Source organism: Propioniciclava sp. MC1595 (genome assembly GCF_017569205.1).
In the GTDB taxonomy this organism is placed as follows: Bacteria; Actinomycetota; Actinomycetes; order Propionibacteriales; family Propionibacteriaceae; genus Propioniciclava.
Genome location: NZ_CP071870.1, coordinates 226,140 through 242,148, shown reverse-complemented (window position 1 = coordinate 242,148; position 16,009 = coordinate 226,140). Strand labels below are relative to the sequence as shown.

The 16,009-nt window shown below is 72.9% G+C and carries 11 protein-coding genes; 7 read left to right on the top strand and 4 right to left on the bottom strand.

Translation table 11 applies throughout. The features are described from left to right. Positions 1–10 precede the first annotated feature (10 nt). The 3 genes from J4N02_RS01020 to J4N02_RS01010 are packed head-to-tail and all read left to right on the top strand — an operon-like array spanning position 11 to position 2,877. Complete coding sequence (locus J4N02_RS01020) at positions 11–436, top strand: hypothetical protein (RefSeq protein ID WP_188333715.1); 426 nt, start codon at positions 11–13, stop codon at positions 434–436. Further along, positions 390–707: a YrhB domain-containing protein gene (locus tag J4N02_RS01015; protein WP_188333798.1), complete on the top strand. Its 318-nt coding sequence runs from the start codon at positions 390–392 to the stop codon at positions 705–707. Before J4N02_RS01020 ends, J4N02_RS01015 begins: the two co-directional genes overlap by 47 nt. 22 nt (positions 708–729) lie before the next feature. Beyond that, a complete protein-coding gene (locus J4N02_RS01010; RefSeq protein ID WP_208091060.1) occupies positions 730–2,877 on the top strand; it encodes an alpha/beta fold hydrolase in 2,148 nt (715 codons plus the stop codon). Here J4N02_RS01010 and J4N02_RS01005 read toward each other — a convergent pair. Continuing rightward, positions 2,855–3,871, bottom strand: coding sequence for a zinc-dependent alcohol dehydrogenase family protein (locus tag J4N02_RS01005; RefSeq protein ID WP_188333717.1), 1,017 nt, complete (start codon positions 3,869–3,871; stop codon positions 2,855–2,857). The two genes, J4N02_RS01010 and J4N02_RS01005, sit on opposite strands and share 23 nt — an antisense overlap. 23 nt (positions 3,872–3,894) lie before the next feature. Between J4N02_RS01005 and J4N02_RS01000 the strand changes: the two genes are divergently transcribed. Continuing rightward, complete coding sequence (locus J4N02_RS01000; RefSeq protein ID WP_182817916.1) at positions 3,895–4,725, top strand: uracil-DNA glycosylase; 831 nt, start codon at positions 3,895–3,897, stop codon at positions 4,723–4,725. Between the two features lie 9 nt (positions 4,726–4,734). Here the strand turns inward: J4N02_RS01000 and J4N02_RS17135 are convergent, their stop codons facing one another. Beyond that, positions 4,735–5,376 (bottom strand): helix-turn-helix domain-containing protein, encoded by a 642-nt coding sequence (locus tag J4N02_RS17135; protein WP_188333718.1) that lies wholly within the window; start codon positions 5,374–5,376, stop codon positions 4,735–4,737. Positions 5,377–5,448: 72 nt separating this feature from the next. On the opposite strand from J4N02_RS17135, the gene J4N02_RS00990 reads away from it, so the two are divergent. The 3 genes from J4N02_RS00990 to J4N02_RS00980 all read left to right on the top strand — a co-directional run bounded on the left by J4N02_RS00990 (position 5,449) and on the right by J4N02_RS00980 (position 13,118). Further along, positions 5,449–6,708 (top strand): MFS transporter, encoded by a 1,260-nt coding sequence (locus J4N02_RS00990; RefSeq protein ID WP_188333719.1) that lies wholly within the window; start codon positions 5,449–5,451, stop codon positions 6,706–6,708. Between the two features lie 94 nt (positions 6,709–6,802). Beyond that, complete coding sequence (locus tag J4N02_RS00985; protein WP_188333720.1) at positions 6,803–9,355, top strand: glycogen/starch/alpha-glucan phosphorylase; 2,553 nt, start codon at positions 6,803–6,805, stop codon at positions 9,353–9,355. 112 nt (positions 9,356–9,467) lie between these two features. Continuing rightward, complete coding sequence (locus J4N02_RS00980) at positions 9,468–13,118, top strand: helix-turn-helix domain-containing protein (RefSeq protein ID WP_188333721.1); 3,651 nt, start codon at positions 9,468–9,470, stop codon at positions 13,116–13,118. A gap of 477 nt (positions 13,119–13,595) precedes the next feature. Here J4N02_RS00980 and J4N02_RS00975 read toward each other — a convergent pair whose 3' ends face one another. Both J4N02_RS00975 and J4N02_RS00970 read right to left on the bottom strand, forming a co-directional pair. Further along, positions 13,596–14,474, bottom strand: a complete 879-nt coding sequence (locus J4N02_RS00975) for a DMT family transporter (RefSeq protein WP_243760836.1) — start codon at positions 14,472–14,474, stop codon at positions 13,596–13,598. 66 nt (positions 14,475–14,540) lie between these two features. Beyond that, a complete protein-coding gene (locus tag J4N02_RS00970) occupies positions 14,541–15,932 on the bottom strand; it encodes a CCA tRNA nucleotidyltransferase (RefSeq protein ID WP_375539347.1) in 1,392 nt (463 codons plus the stop codon). Positions 15,933–16,009 lie beyond the last annotated feature (77 nt).

The following is a 16,009-nucleotide window of genomic DNA, read 5'->3' as shown; positions in this document are numbered from 1 at the left end:
GAGGAGTCCCATGTACCACGAGGACGAGTCGGTGCTCACGCCACGCAAGTGGCCCTGGCAGAAGGACACGCTGGCCTTCGGCTGGCTCGACCCGCGGCACCCGTTCCGGGAGGCCCCCTGCCCACCGGAGGTGAGGCGCGGGCTCGAGGAGGCCGCCCGCAGCCCCATCGATCGCACTCGCGGCTTCCACACCTGCGCCTTCTGTCCCCGCCCGGCGCCCGAGGAGGTCGGCCCGTGGTCGCCCGATTTCCACCCCACCGAGTACACGACGAAGCAGGGAGACACGCTCCACCTCGGCAGCGCCAGCATCGAGGTGATGGCGGGCGGGCGACGCTGGGTGGCACCGAACCTGGTGCTGCACTACGTCGCCGAACACGGCTACCTTCCGCCTGCCGAGGTCGTGGCGGCGCTCTCGACACCGATGGGGCGGCCATGAACGCGTTGCCCTGCAGGATGCCTTCGACATTGCTCGGCGCCACCTGGCCGAGAACGTCCAACCCGTCCACGCCCACGAGATCGTGATCGCCTCGTGCACCGAGTACCCGACCGCGTGGGTCTTCGGCTACAACACGCGCGCGTCGCTGACCGGCGATTTCGCGGCCGGTCTGCTGGGGAACGGCCCGGTCATCGTGGGCAAGGCCGACGGGTCGGTGACGCTGGCCTCGTCCGCGTTCCCCGTCGAGCAGCAACTCCCGTCGCAGTCTTGACCCGCGCGGCAGGATGGGCCGCATGAGTCGACGACGCCCTGAGACCCCGTTCCACGACCTGCAGCACTTCATCGCGTACCCGCGCGTGAACGGGCTGGCGCTGAGTCCCGACGGCAAGCGGCTGGCCACGATCGTCTCGACGCTGGACGCCAAGAAGACCCGCTACGCCAACGCGGTCTGGGAGCTCGACCCGGCCGGCGAGGCGCCCGCGCGCCGCGTCACCCGTTCGGCCAAGGGCGAGTCGGGTGCGGCCTTCGACGCCGAGGGCAACCTGTACTTCGTCTCGGCCCGCCCCGACCCCGACGGTGACGGCGACGACCCGGTCGCCGCGCTCTGGATGGTCCCTGCCGCGGGCGGCGAGGCCCGGCTGGTCATCTCGCGTCCCGGCGGCATCCAGGCCGTCCTGACCGGGCGCGGCGGCGGCGTGTTCGTCGTTGCCCCGCTGATGCCGGTGGCCGAGCACGCCGACGACCCCGAGAAGGCCGACGCCGAGGCGCGCAAGCAGCGCAAGGAGAAGAAGGTCGCCGCGATCCTGCACACCGACGCGGCCGTGCGCTACTGGGACGCCGACCTCGGCCCCGACGCCGCCCACCTCTTCGTGCTCGAGGACGCCCCCATCACCGAGCCGTCCGACGAGGACGCCGACGCGGCCGATCCCGCCGACGCCGAGGCCGCCACCGACCCCACGCTCCCCCGCACCGTGGACGCCGTCGCCCCGAAGCGCCTGCGCCTGCTCACGAAGGGTCTCGGCAGCCACCTGAGCAGCCACGGCCTGAGCGTGGCCCCCGACGGCTCGTTCGTGCTGGCCGGCCGCACGATCCCGGTCGCGCTGGGTGACCGGCTGACCTCGATCGTGAAGGTCGACGTCGCCGAGGGCACCTGGACCGACCTCGTGGCCGGCGTCACCGGCACCGACTACACGCCCGGCCCGGTCAGCCCCGACGGCACCCGCGCGTTGGTGGTGTACGGCCGCACCGGCACCGCCACCATGGCCCCGAGCCACGAGCTGGGCCTGCTCGACATCGCCTCGGGCATCGTCAGCCCGATCGCCGACGCGTTCGACCAGTGGGCGAGCCCGATCGCCTGGTACCCCGCCGGCGACGCCGTGCTGCTGCAGGCCGACCAGGACGGCCGGGGCCCGCTGTTCCGCCTCGACGTCGCCTCCGGTGGGGTCACCCAGCTCACCCACGACGACGCCGCCTACGGCGGTGCCGCTATCGCCCCCGACGGCACGGTGTACGGCGCCCGCTCGAGCTACGCGTACCCCACCGAGGTCGTCCGCATCGACGGCGACTCCGTCACCCGTCTGCCCAACCCGGTCGAGCGCCCCGAGCTGCCCGGCACGCTGGTCGAGGTCGAGACGACCTCAGCCGACGGCGTCCGGATTCGTGGGTGGCTGGCGCTGCCCCACGGCGCGTCGCCCGAGAAGCCGGCACCGCTGCTGCTGTGGATCCACGGCGGCCCGCTCGGCTCGTGGAACGCCTGGTCCTGGCGCTGGACGCCGTGGAACATGGTCGCCCAGGGCTACGCCGTCCTGCTGCCCGACCCGGCGCTGAGCACGGGGTACGGCCAGGACTTCATCGAGCGCGGCTGGGGCACGTGGGGCGATGCGCCCTACACCGACCTGATGGCCATCACCGATGCGACCGAGGCGCGCGACGACATCGACTCGCGCAAGACCATCGCGATGGGCGGCAGCTTCGGCGGCTACATGGCCAACTGGATCGCCGGCCACACCGACCGGTTCGCGGCGATCGTCACCCACGCCAGCCTGTGGGCGCTCGACCAGTTCGGCCCCACCACCGATGCCCCGTACTACTGGGCGCGCGAGATGGGCGGGCTCGTCGAGGGCCACTCGCCGCACACCTCGGTGGGCGAGATCCGCACTCCGATGCTGGTGATCCACGGCGACAAGGACTACCGCGTCCCGATCGGCGAGGGCCTGCGCCTGTGGTGGGAGCTGCTCAGCAAGTCGGGCCTGCCCGCCGACGAGAAGGGCCAGAGCCCCCACAGGTTCCTGTACTTCCCCGACGAGAACCACTGGATCCTCCAGCCCCAGCACGCGCTGGTCTGGTACGAGGTCGTGCTCGGCTTCCTCGGCGAGCACGTCCACGGCCGGACGCCGTCGCTGCCGGCCACGCTGGGGCTCAGGGACGCAACAACGCCTTGATGGCCCGGCGCTGGTCCATCGCCCGGTAGCCCTCGGCGGCGTCCTCGAGCCCGAGGGTGAGGTCGAAGACGAGCCCGGGGTCGATCCTGCCCGACCACACGCGCTCCATCAGGTCGGGCAGGTAGGTGCGCACGGTCGCCATGCCGCCCCGGACGCCCACGTTGCGGGCGAACATCTGCCCGATCGGCAGCTCGACCCCGTGCGGGACGCCGACGAAGCCGACCATCGCGCCGGGGCGGGCGCAGGCGATCGCCTGGTTCATGGCGTCCCCGGTGCCGACGCACTCCAGCACGGCATCCGCGCCGACGCCGTCGGTCAGCTCCGCGATGCGGGCGACGCCCTCGTCCCCGCGCTCCTCGACGACGTCGGTGGCGCCGAACCGGCGGGCCACCTTCTGGCGCGAGGCGTGCCGGCTCATCGCGATCACGCGCCCGGCCCCGAGCTGTGAGGCCGCGAGCACGCCGCACAGCCCGACGGCCCCGTCCCCGACGACGACCGCGGTGCCGCCCGGGCGGACGCCCGCCATCACGGCCGCGTGCCAGCCGGTCGCCATGACGTCGCTGAGCGTCAGCAGCGAGGGCACCAAGGCCTCGTCCGGCTGCCCCGGGGTGGCGACCAAGGTGCCGTCCGCGAGCGGGACGCGGAGCAGCTCGGCCTGGCAGCCGTCGTACCACTGGTGCCGCACGCAGCCGTTGGGGAACCCCGCCCGGCAGTGGGCGCACTCGTTGCAGGACGCGTAGAAGCCGCCGACCACGAAGTCGCCGACCTCGATGTCGCGCACGGCGCCGCCCACGGCCTCGACGACACCGCAGTACTCGTGCCCCATCGGCCTGGGGTCGGTCGGGTCGTTGATGCCCCGGTAGCCCCACAGGTCCGAGCCGCACACGCAGGTGGCCGTCACGCGGATGACCGCGTCCGTCGGCTCCTGGATCGTGGGGTCCGGACGGTCCTCGACCCGGATGTCGCCGGGCCCGTGCATGATCACTCCGCGCATGCCGCTGAGCCTAAGGTGTCGCCATGGGCTCCGACCCCCTGCCGCACCCGATCACCGGGCAGCCGTTCGCGTCCCCCGTGCCCCCCGGCACGGGCTGGCCCGGCGACCCCGCCACGGCGTCCACCCCGGTCGCCACCGCCTCGGACGCCGTCGCCCGGCTCGCCGCCACCGCGTTGCGCGCCGAGCTGGACGCCGCCGTCACGGTCTGCCGCGCCTGCCCCCGCCTGGTGGCCTGGCGCGAGGACGTCGCCGCGACGAAGCGGTCCTCGTTCGCCGACCAGCCGTACTGGGGGCGCCCGGTGCCCAGCTTCGGTGACCCGGACGCCGCCGCCCTGGTGGTCGGGCTCGCCCCCGCCGCGCACGGCGCCAACCGCACCGGCCGCATGTTCACCGGCGACCGGTCGGGCGACTGGCTGTACGCCGCCCTGTTCCGCGCGGGGTTCGCCAACCAGCCCCGTGCGACCCACGCCGGCGACGACCTCGTGCTGACGGGGCTGCGGATCGTCGCGCCCGTGCACTGCGCGCCCCCCGACAACAAGCCGACGACCGAGGAGAAGGCGACCTGCGCGCCGTGGCTGGACCGCGACCTCGAACTGGCCGCGCCGCACGTGACCGCGATCATGGCGCTGGGGTCGATCGCGTGGGACTCCACACTGGCCGCCGCCCGTCGCCTCGGCTGGGCGGTTCCGCGCCCCAAGCCGAGGTTCGGCCACGGCGCCGAGGCCACGCTGGCCCTCCCGAACGGCAACCCGGTGCGGCTCGTCGGGTGCTACCACGTCAGCCAGCAGAACACCTTCACCGGCAAGCTCACCGAGCCGATGCTGGACGCCGCGATCGCGCGCCTGCGCCCCTGACGGGACGGCTCAGTCGGGGTCACCGCCCACGTTGATCGAGCCGCGCAGCGTCGCCTGCCCGGAGAGGTCGGCGAAGAAGGTGAGGTCGAACAGGTAGTAGTCGGCGCCCGCCCCCGGGCCCTCGGCCAGGGTGCCGTGCGCCCGCTGGGCCCGGTACTGCTCGCCCAGCCGGCGCGCGACCGCCCGGAGCTCGGCCGCCGCCGCGCGCGCCTCCTCGGGCGTGAGCCACACGCCCAGGCCGCTCTGCGTCGCCGGGAGGCCCCGTGCCTCGGCCTCCTCCGCCGACGCCATCAGCCGGCGGGCCACCTCACCGGCCCGTTGCTGGGACCACGTCGTGAGGGCCTCGACCACCGCGGGCCGGGACTCGTCGTCGACGGCGTCCACGGCGAAGCCGGTGGTCGACCCCGTCTGCCACCAGCGCTCGCGCCGGGTCGCGCCCTCGGGGGGTTCGGCCGCGACCACGAGGCCGTGCCGGGCCAGGATCGAGAGGTGGTAGCTGACCGAGTTCGCCGGCTCCCCCAGCCGCTCGGCGACACCCACCACGTTCGACCGGCCGCGCTCGGAGAGGTCGGAGAGGATGCGCAGCCGCAACGGGTGCGCGAAGGCCCGCAGCGTCTCGGCGTCGGCGACGCGCAGCGGCCTGTTCTCCATGACGGAACCCTATCAAGACTTGTTGCGCAAGAACTATTGCGCAAGGAGTCTTGCGTGTCCCATGATGGTGCCATGACCGAGACCGCCCCCACCCCGCTGCGGCGCAACCCCGACTACGTCCGCCTCACCGGCGGCCAGGTCGTCGAGGCGGTCGGCTCGGGCATGACCGGCATGGCGCTGCTCCTGCTCACCTTCGAGCTCACCGGCTCGTCGGCCCAGGCCGGCCTGGTCAGCGCCGCCTACGGCGTGGGCCACCTCGCGGCCGGACTGCCCGCCGGCGCCCTGGTCGACCGGTGGGACCGGCGCCGCACCCTCGTCGTCACCGGCCTGCTGCTGGCGGTGGTCATGGCCACGGTCCCGATCGCGGGCGCGCTGGGCACCATCACGTTCGGCCACCTGCTGGCGGTCGCCCTCGTCGAGGGGTGCCTGGCCTCCTTCATCTGGCCGGCCGGGCGCGCGGCCATCAAGACGATCGTGCCCCCCGAGCAACTCGGCACCGCCGCCACCGTCACCCAGGCCCGCATGAGCGTCGGCTCCCTCGTGGGCCCCGCCCTCAGCGGTGCGCTGTTCGCCGTGGGCCACGTCGTCCCGCTGGTCACCAACGCGGTCCTCTACGCGCTGGCGGCGCTCGGCTACCGCTCGGTCCGGACGCCCCTGCCCGCGCCCGAACGCACCCCGGACGCCTCCACCGGGCTCCTGCGCGAGATCGGCGAGGGCCTCCGGTGGGTGTGGCGGACGGCCCCGATCCGGGACATGGTCGCCATCGGGATGGTGCTCAACCTCGCCGCCAACGGGATCTTCACCGTCGCGATCCTCGCCCTCCAGCGCGACGGCCTCCCGCCCCAGGGCCTCGGCCTGCTCGAGTCGGCGCTCGGGGCGTCCGCCCTCGTCGGCGCCCTCCTGGCGGGCCTGCTGCTGCGACGCCTGCGCGTCGGCACGGTGACGATCGCGGTGATCTGGTCGATGGTGGTCCTGCTCGCGCTGATGCCGCTGAGCCCCTCGGTGTGGTGGGTCGGCGCGCTGGGGTGCGCGGTGTCGCTGGCCCTGCCCGCGGTCAACGCCGGTGTGGGCGCGTTCAGCCTGCACGTCACCCCCGACGCCATGCAGGGCCGGGCCGGGTCGGCGTCCGGCTTCGTCTCGTCGGCAATGATGCCGCTGGGCATCGGCGCGGCCGGGTTCCTGCTCGAGCACTGGGGGCGGACCCCCGCCCTGCTCACCTACACCGCCCTGCTCGCGGTGGCCGGCGTCCTCGTCAGCGCCAGCCGGCACATCCGCACCATCCCGAGGACGGACGAGTTCGCCCGCCTCCCGCAGGCCGCGGCGTCCGCCTGACCGCGGCTGAGGCACACTCACATCGGCGGCGCAAGACGCGTCCGGGAAGCGGCCCGAATTCGCGCCACGCAGCGATCACCCTAGGCTGGGGACCATGCCTGAACTTGCGCAGAATGGACTCTCGAACCCCGAGCGGCCGGCGACCGGTCGTCGTGCGGTCGGTCCGGCGAACACACCGACCCACCCGCTGGCCACCGCCCCCGTGGGCTCCCCGGTCTTCTCGGTCGACGGTTTCGTCAAGGAGTTCATCCACGAGCTGAACACCAACCAGGGTGTTCCCCTGTCCCGTTCCAGCGTGAACGACCAGTACCTGGCCCTCGCCAGCACCGTGAAGAACTACCTCATGGCGCGCTGGCTGGAGACCGGCCGCAAGACCCGCGACGCCAAGGTCAAGGCGGTCGGCTACCTGTCCGCCGAATACCTCCTTGGCCGCCAGCTCGGCAACGCCCTCCTGGCCTCCGACCTCAACGAGATCGCCAGCAAGGGCCTGGAGCTGTGCGGGCTCGACCTGGTCACGCTGCGCAACCAGGAGGTCGAGCCGGGTCTGGGCAACGGTGGCCTGGGCCGCCTCGCCGCCTGCTTCATCGACTCCCTGGCGACCATGGACGTGCCGTGCATCGGCTACGGCATCCGTTACGAGTACGGCATCTTCCGCCAGACGTTCGTCGACGGCAAGCAGGTCGAGCAGCCCGACACGTGGCTGTCGCTGGGCTCGCCGTGGGAGTTCCCGCACCCCGAGGCGTCCGTGCAGGTGAACTTCGGTGGCCGCACCGAGACGTACACCGACGCCGACGGCACCGAGCGCACCCGCTGGCTGCCCGAGTGGAACGTCCTGGGCGTCCCCTACAACTACATGGTGCCGGGCTACCTCAACGGCCGCGTGAACACGCTGCGCCTGTGGAGCGCCACCGCGACCAAGGCGTTCGACCTGGCGATCTTCAACGCCGGCGACTACGCCCAGGCCGTCCGCGCGCAGACGTTCGCCGAGAACATCAGCAAGGTGCTCTACCCCGAGGACTCGACCCCGCAGGGCAAGGAGCTGCGCCTGCAGCAGCAGTACTTCTTCGTGGCCTGCTCCCTGCGGGACTTCATCGAGAACGAGTTGGAGGACGACTTCGACCTCCACAACCTCGACCAGCGCATCATCTTCCAGCTCAACGACACCCACCCGGTCATCGCGGTGCCCGAGCTCATGCGCATCCTGATGGACGAGAAGGGCTTCGACTGGGACGAGGCGTGGGCCGTCACCTCCAAGTGCTTCGCCTACACCTGCCACACCCTGCTGCCGGAGGCCCTCGAGGTCTGGTCGACCGACCTGCTCGGCCGCCTGCTGCCGCGCCACCTGGAGATCATCTACGCGATCAACGAGCAGTTCCTGGCCGAGGTGCGCGAGGCGTACCCCGGTGACGAGCTCCGCGCCCGCCGCATGTCGATCATCGCCGAGCTCCCCGAGCGCGGCGTCCGGATGGCGTACCTGTCGACGTACGCCGCCACCAAGGTGAACGGTGTCGCCGCCCTGCACAGCCAGCTGCTGCGCGACAAGGTGCTGCCCGACTTCTCCGAGCTGTGGCCCGACAAGTTCACCAACGTCACCAACGGCGTCACGCCGCGCCGCTTCGTGAAGATGGCCAACCCCAAGCTCGCCGAACTCATCAACGACACCATCGGCGCCGGCTGGGTCACCGACCTCGAGCGCCTCAAGGAACTCGAGCCCTTCGCCGAGGACCCCGAGTTCCGCGAGCGCTTCGCCGAGGCCAAGGCCTGGAACAAGCGCCGCCTGACCCAGGTGCTGCGCAACCGCGACGGCATCGACCTGCCCGACGGCCACCTGCTCGACGTCATGGTCAAGCGCCTGCACGAGTACAAGCGCCAGAGCCTCAAGCTGCTGCACATCGTGTCGCTGTACGAGCAGGTCGTCTCCGGCAAGCTAACGGTCGACCAGGTCACCCCGCGCACCGTGGTGTTCGGCGCCAAGGCGGCCCCCGGCTACAAGATGGCCAAGGACACCATCCACCTGATCAACAAGGTGGCCGAGGTCGTCAACGCCGACCCCAAGCTGGAGGGACGCCTCAAGGTCGCCTTCCCGGCCAACTACAACGTGACCCTGGCGGAGAAGCTGATCCCGGCCGCCGACCTGTCGGAGCAGATCTCGCTCGCCGGCATGGAGGCCTCGGGCACCGGCAACATGAAGTTCGCCCTCAACGGCGCGCTCACCATCGGCACCGACGACGGCGCGAACGTCGAGATCCGCGAGCTGGTCGGCGACAAGCACTTCTTCCTGTTCGGCATGTCCGAGCCGGAGGTCGCCGACCTGGGCGCCAAGGGCTACAGCCCGGGCGCCTACTACGAGGGCAACGCGCAGCTCAAGGCGGCCATCGACCTGATCCTGTCCGGCCATTTCTCCGGCGGCGACCAGCACCTGTTCGACTCGGTGGTCTACAACCTGCTGCACAGCGACCGGTTCATGGCGCTGGCCGACTTCCAGTCCTACGTCGACGCCCAGGCGCGCGTGGAGGAGAAGTACGCCGACCCCGACGCCTGGACGCGCTCGGCGATCCTGAACGTGGCCCGCACGGGCTTCTTCAGCTCCGACCGCTCGATGCGCGACTACATCCAGCGCATCTGGCACACCCAGCCGATGCTCTGACCGCCTCCCGCCGAGGCACGGGCATGGACGCCGAGGGCTTTACTTTGATCACGATCAAAGTAAAGCCCTCGGCGTTTCGCCTGCCGGGGGTCGCTGGTGCCACGATGAGACCGTGTCGGTGACCCCCCGGGAGGAGCTGGCCGCGCGCCTGGACAGCGCCCGGCGCCGGAAGAACCTGTCGATCCGCGCGGTCGCGCGCCTGGTCGACGTCCCGGCCGCGACGGTGCAGGGGTGGCTGTCCGGCAAGCACGCCCCGACCCCCGCCCTGCGGCCGCAGTTCGAGCGGCTCGTCCGCGCGCTCGGGCTGGAGGGCGAGGTCCAGCCCGAGTGGCTCGACGTCGACCGCGCCCTGGGCACCCTGCGCAGCGGCGACACCCCCTACGTCGGCCTGCGCCCCTACGCCACCACCGAGGAGCGGCTCTTCTTCGGGCGCGACGTCGAGGCCGCCCGGATCGCCACCGCCGTCCGGCACCACGCCCCCACGCACGGGCTCGTCGCGCTGGTCGGCCCGTCCGGCAGCGGCAAGTCCTCGCTGCTCGCGGCCGGGCTGGTCGGGCGCCACTGCGCCCCGGGCGGGCTGCTCGAGCACCGGCGCGGCCGTGTCCTCCCCGTCCGTGACCTCACCACCCACCCCGACACCGGGGACGCCGACCTCATCGTCCTCGACCAGTTCGAGGAACTCCTGGACCTGGGCGCGGACCGGGACGCGACCCTCGCCGCCGTGGTCGACCTCGCCGCCCGCGTGACCGTCGTGCTGGGCATCCGCTCCGACGCCTACGGGCGGCTCGCCGAACTAGGCGACCTGCGGGACGCCCTCGAGCGGCCGATCCTGGTCCAGCCCATGGCCCCGGAGGAGATCCGGCAGGCCATCACCGGGCCCGCGGCCCTGCGCGACGTCGAGGTCGACCCGGGCTTGGTCGAGCTCGTCCTCGCCGACACCGGGGCGGCCGAGGACCCGCAGGCCACGCTCACCCTGCTGCCGCTGGTGTCCCACGCGCTGCTGATGACCTGGGGCGCCGGGTCGGGGCAGCGCATGACCGTCGACGACTACCGACGGGCCGGCGGGCTGTCCTCGGCGGTGGAGAACCTCGCCGACGGGATCGTCGCGTCCCTGTCCACCGAGCAGCGCCGCACCGCGCGCGCCCTGTTCATGCGCATGGTCGGGTTGCTGGACGACCGGGCCGTGCGGCGTCCTGTCGCGCTGGCCTCGCTGTCGACGGCCACGCTCGCCGTCGCCCGCCCGTTCGTGGACGCCCGGGTGCTCAGCACCACCGAGACCCAGCTGCACATCAGCCACGACTCGGTGCTGCGCCACTGGCCGCGCCTGGCCGACTGGATCGAGGACGGCCGCGAGCAGCTCCGCGTGCGGGAGCACCTCTCCCGCGCCACGCGCCTGTGGGTCGACAGCGGCCGCTCCCCCGACGGCCTGATCCCGGTCGACCGGCTGCCCATGTTCGCCGGCCTGGGCCTGGACGACAGCACCGACCTGCTCAGCCCGCTCGAGGACGAGTTCCTCACGGAGTCCCGCGCCCACTTCACCTCCCAGCTCGCCCAGGAGCGCCGCACGTCGGCCCGGCTGCGGCGCGGGCGCGCGCTGGCGTTCGGCCTGACCGCGCTGACCCTCGTCCTCGCCCTGCTGGCCACCGGCGCGTTCCTGCAGACCCGGCAGGTGCAACTGGACGCCCAGTCCCGCCAGGTCGCCAACCAGGCCAGCACGCTGCGCGACCGTGACCCGAACCTGTACGCCCAGCTCGCCCTCGTCAGCGCCGCGCTGGCTCCCACCCGCGAGGCGCGCAGCTCCCTGCTCGTGGCGACCAGCCTCGACGTCCCCACCCGCTGGACGGCGCCCGGGTCGTCCTTCGCCACCACCGGCCCGGGCGGCTCGGTGGTCCAGGTCGATGGTGCCGGGGAGGTCGCCCTGTGGCGGACCGCCGTGCACGGCCCGCCCGATGTCCGCTTCACCGCCGACCCCGCCGGCGGGCAGCTCTTCGCCGCGGCCCTCGGCCGGATCGAGGACCGCCTCCTCATGGTGACCGGGGGCGCCGGCGGCTACCGCGCGCTGTGGGACGTCACGGACGAGCCCACCACCCTGGCCGACCTGGGCGGGGCGGGCACGCTGTTCGGTGCCGCCTTCGACCCCACGGGTCCCCGCTTTGCGCTGGCCCACTCCGACGGGACCACCTCGACCGTCGAGCTCTGGCACCTCGACCGGCCGGCCGGCCCCCAGCGCCTTGGGGCCCAGACCTTCGACGGGCAGGTGAGCGCCCTGGCGTTCACCCCCGACGGTGGCCGGGTCCTCACCGCCGGCACGCGCGACCACATCGGCGTCTGGACCGTCACCGCGTCGGGTCTCGAGCCGGCCGACCCGATCCCCCTCGGCGCCGACCCGGGCATCCGCGCGCTGTCGCTGGCCATCAGCCCCGACGGCAGCAGCCTGGCCGCAGGGCTGACGAGCGGGCAGGTGGCGACCTGGCCGCTCGACGGGGCAGGCACCACCCCGCCCCGGCTCACCTCCGTGTCGAGCTTCTGGATCAACGGCGTCGCGTTCTCCGGCGACGGGTCGCAGCTGCTCACGGGAGACAGCGAGCAGCGGCTGCACGTGTGGGCGTCCGACACCATGGAGCACCTGCGCGGCATCAGGGCCCCCGCCATCGTGCAGTCGGTGGCGTGGGCCGGCCCCGAGCCGATGGCCACCCTGGTCGACGGCACGCTGCTGCACTGGGGGGAGCGCAGCAGCGTCCTGGGCAGCGAGGGTGGCCGCATCTACTACCTGGCCGCGGACGCCGCGGGCGCGGACTGGCTGGTCGGCACCGACCAGGCCGACGCGGTCGTGGAGCTGTGGGGCCGCCCCGGCAACGACCGGCGGTTGCGCCTGCCCTTCCCCGAGGGGCTGGCGCCCTCGGTGGCGACGGCCATGACCCCGGCCGGCGACCGCGTGGTGGCGGGCACCACCGACGGTCAGGTGGTGGTCTGGGACGTGGCGGGTCCGGTCCCCGGGACCCCCCGCACCTCGCGCATCGCCGCGGACGAGAACCTGGTCGCGCTCGACGTGAGTCCCGACGGCACCCTGCTCGCCGCCGGCCTCTACAACGGGCGCGGCACGGTGCTCGCGCGGATCGGCGCCGACCTCTCCGTGACCCCGCTCGCGACCCTGCCCAGCGAGGTGCCCCAGTTGGCGACCTTCTCCCCCGACGGGCGGTACCTGCAGGTCGGCATCGCGGCGGGGGCCGTCGACCTCTGGGACGTCTCCGACCCCGAGCATCCCGTCGCCACGGCGTCCCTGCCGACCCCCTCGAACCCCGGGGCGTCCGCCTTCTCATCGACGGGGCGCCTTCTGGCTGCCGGCACCGACGGCGGCGACGTCCTGCTGTGGGACTGGACCGACCCGGCCCGGCCGCAGGAACTCCGCCGCCTGCTCGGCCCGCGCGCCGGCATCAACACGATCGCCTTCTCCCCCGACGCGTCCCTGCTCGTCGCGGCCGGCGTCGGCGACTACCTGTGGGTGTGGGACCTCACCGAGGACAGCACGACAGCGGTGCTGTCGGTGCCGGCCGCGATGGGGTCGGTGCACGACGTGCAGTTCCTCGCCGGTGGGGCCCTCATCGCCGCCACCGGCGCCACCGGGGAGGTCCGCCTCTGGGGCACCGACCCCGACGCCGAACGCCCGGTCCTGTGCGCGCTCCGCGGCGAGCCGCTCACCGACGACGAGTGGGAGCGATACCTGCCCGGCATCCCCCGGATCGACCCCTGCAGCGACCGCTGACCGTACGGAACCCGTTGTCGTACGGGGTTCGTACACCTCCGTACACCCCCGACGGGGTCCCGGACGCCGCCGGGTTGGTTGACTGGCCCCATGGTCGTCCACATCTGACCCCGTCACCCATCCCCGCCTCCCAGGGCCGCGTCCCATACTGGGTGCCATGAACCGGACCGAAGTCCTGCTCGAGCAGTTCACCTGGCACTGGGACACCGCCGCCCGCCCCCGCCTCGAGGGGCTCACCGACGACGAGTACTTCTGGGAGCCCGCCCCGGGAGCCTGGAACGTCCACCCCCGCGGCACCGGCACCGCCCCGATCCAGGCCGGCTCCGGGGACTTCACCATCGACTTCGCGTTCCCCGAGCCGGATCCCGCCCCCGTGACCACGATCGCGTGGCGCCTCGGCCACCTGCTGGTCGGGGTGTTCGGCGCGCGGGTCGGTTCCACCGCGAGGCCATCCACCACCTCGCCGAGATCGCCCTGCTACGCGACCTCTGGGCCAACGGCGTCCGCTGAGGGCCTGGCAGGGCGCGACGAGCGCACCACACCGATCGAGGCCACCACGACGCACGCCATGGCGAGGATCTCGATGGGGCGGAGCGTCTCGCCCAGCAGGGCCAGCGCGAACAGGGCCGCCGCGGCAGGTTCGAGGGACATGAGGATGCCGAAGATGCGCGGCTCGATGCGGCGCAGGGCCATCATCTCGAGCCCGTAGGGGATCGCCGAGGACAGCAGCCCGATCATCAGGCCGAGCCCCCAGACCGCGGGCACCGCGGCGGGGAACAGGTCGAGCGCCCAGACCACCGGCGTCAGCCCGGCGAGTCCGACCCAGAACGCCACCGCCACCCCCGAGACGCCGGACCAGCGGCGTCCGGTCGGCCCCGCGAGCAGGATGTAACCGGCCCACAGGCAGGCCGCGGCCAGGGCCCAGAACACGCCGACCGGGTCGAGGTCGCCGGGCGAGAAGCCGAGCAGGGCGACGCCCACCGCGGCCAGCCCGACCCACAGCAGGTCGCGGGCCCGACGCGACAGCGCCACGGACACCCCCAACGGCCCCAGGAACTCGAGGGTGACCGCCATCCCGATCGGGATGCGCTCGATGGCCAGGTAGAACGTCACGTTCATGCCGGCCAGGCACAGTCCGTACGCCACGACCCAGGCCCAGTCGGACGCCGACCGCGCGCGCAGGCGCGGCCGGGTGATCAGCCCGAGCACCACAGCGGCGCCGAGGAGCCGCAGCCAGGCCACGGTGAGGGGCGCGGCCGCGGAGTAGAGGTCCTTGGCCAGCGACGACCCCAGCTGCACCGAGGCGATCGCGATGATCACGAGCACGACGGGCGCGGACGCCAGCCGTTCCGTCACCGCCCTCACCGTCTGCACTGCCCCATCATGGCGTGGGCAGCGGGCCGCCGGCGGGGCGTCCCGGATCTACCGCTGCGCCCACCACTCCAGAAGCATTTCGCGGGCGCGTTCCTCGCCCAGGGGACCCTCGTCGAGGCGCTTCTCGAGCAGGAACTTGTACGCCTGCCCCACCTCCGGGCCGGGCCGGATGCCGAGCACCTCCATGATCTGGGTGCCGTCGAGGTCGGGACGCATCGCGTCCAGCTCCTCCTGCTCGGCCAAGGCGTCGATGCGCCACTCGAGCTGCTCGTACGCCGTGCGCAACCGGTTCGCCTTGCGCGCGTTGCGCGTGGTGCAGTCGGCGCGGGTGAGGATGTGCAGCCGCTCGAGCTGGTCGCCGGCGTCGCGGACGTAGCGGCGCACGGCCGAGTCGGTCCAGTCTGCGTCGGCGTAGCCGTGGAACCGCAGGTGCAGCTCGACAAGCTTCGCCACCGCCTTGACCTCGTCGGAGGAGAATCGCAGGTCGGACAGGCGCTTCTTCGTCATCTTCGCCCCGACCACGTCGTGGTGGTGGAAGGAGACCTTGCCGCCGGCCTCGAACTTCTTGGTGCGCGGCTTGCCGATGTCGTGGAACACCGCGGCCAGCCGGCCGACGAGGTCGGGGGCATGCCCGCGTTCGCGCTCCAGGTCGATCGACTGCTCCAGCACGGTGAGGGTGTGCTGGTAGATGTCCTTGTGGCGGCCGTGCTCGTCGACCTCGCGCACCAGCGCGGCCACCTCCGGCAGGACGCGGTCGGCCAGTCCGGTGCGGACGAGGAGGTCCAGCCCGGCGCGCGGGGCGTCCGAGAGCAGCAGCCGGGAGAGCTCGTCACGCACGCGCTCGGCGGAGATGATGTCGATGCGCTCGGCCATGTCGGTCATCGCGTCGACCACCTCGGGGGCGGGGGTGAAGCCGAGCTGGGACGCGAACCGTGCGGCCCGCATCATCCGCAGCGGGTCGTCGCTGAAGGAGACCTCGGGGGTCGACGGGGTGCGCAGGACGCCGGCCTCGAGGTCGGCCAGGCCGCCGTGCGGGTCGGCGAACGCCCCGGACACCACCGAGAGCGCCATCGCGTTGACGGTGAAGTCACGGCGGACGAGGTCGTCGACGAGCGAGTCGCCGAACGAGACGGTGGGCTTGCGCGAGGCCGGGTCGTAGGAGTCGGCGCGGTAGGTGGTGACCTCGACGGTCTCCTCGGCGTCGCCGACCCGCACCACGGCGCCGATGGTGCCGAACTCGCGGCCCATGTCCCACGTCGCCTTGGTGAGGCCCTTGAGCACCGCCTCGATGGCGTCGGGGCGTGCGTCGGTGGTGAAGTCGAGGTCGTGGACGCCGCGGCCCATCAGCGCGTCGCGCACCGGCCCGCCCACCAGGTGGAGGTCGTGGCCCGCCTCGGCGAAGGCCGCGGCGACGTGGCCGATGACGGGGTTCGCCACCACGACGCCCGTGAGGGCGTGACGCTGTTCGACGGAGAGGCTCGGCACGATCGACCAGTCTACCGGCCTACGATGGACAG

Coding starts and splice junctions, on each gene's coding strand:
- J4N02_RS01010 (WP_208091060.1), top strand. CDS start 730: ATGAGTCGACGACGCCCTGAGACCCCGTTCCACGACCTGCAGCACTTC.
- J4N02_RS01005 (WP_188333717.1), bottom strand. CDS start 3,871: ATGCGCGGAGTGATCATGCACGGGCCCGGCGACATCCGGGTCGAGGAC.
- J4N02_RS01020 (WP_188333715.1), top strand. CDS start 11: ATGTACCACGAGGACGAGTCGGTGCTCACGCCACGCAAGTGGCCCTGG.
- J4N02_RS01000 (WP_182817916.1), top strand. CDS start 3,895: ATGGGCTCCGACCCCCTGCCGCACCCGATCACCGGGCAGCCGTTCGCG.
- J4N02_RS17135 (WP_188333718.1), bottom strand. CDS start 5,376: ATGGAGAACAGGCCGCTGCGCGTCGCCGACGCCGAGACGCTGCGGGCC.
- J4N02_RS00985 (WP_188333720.1), top strand. CDS start 6,803: ATGCCTGAACTTGCGCAGAATGGACTCTCGAACCCCGAGCGGCCGGCG.
- J4N02_RS00990 (WP_188333719.1), top strand. CDS start 5,449: ATGACCGAGACCGCCCCCACCCCGCTGCGGCGCAACCCCGACTACGTC.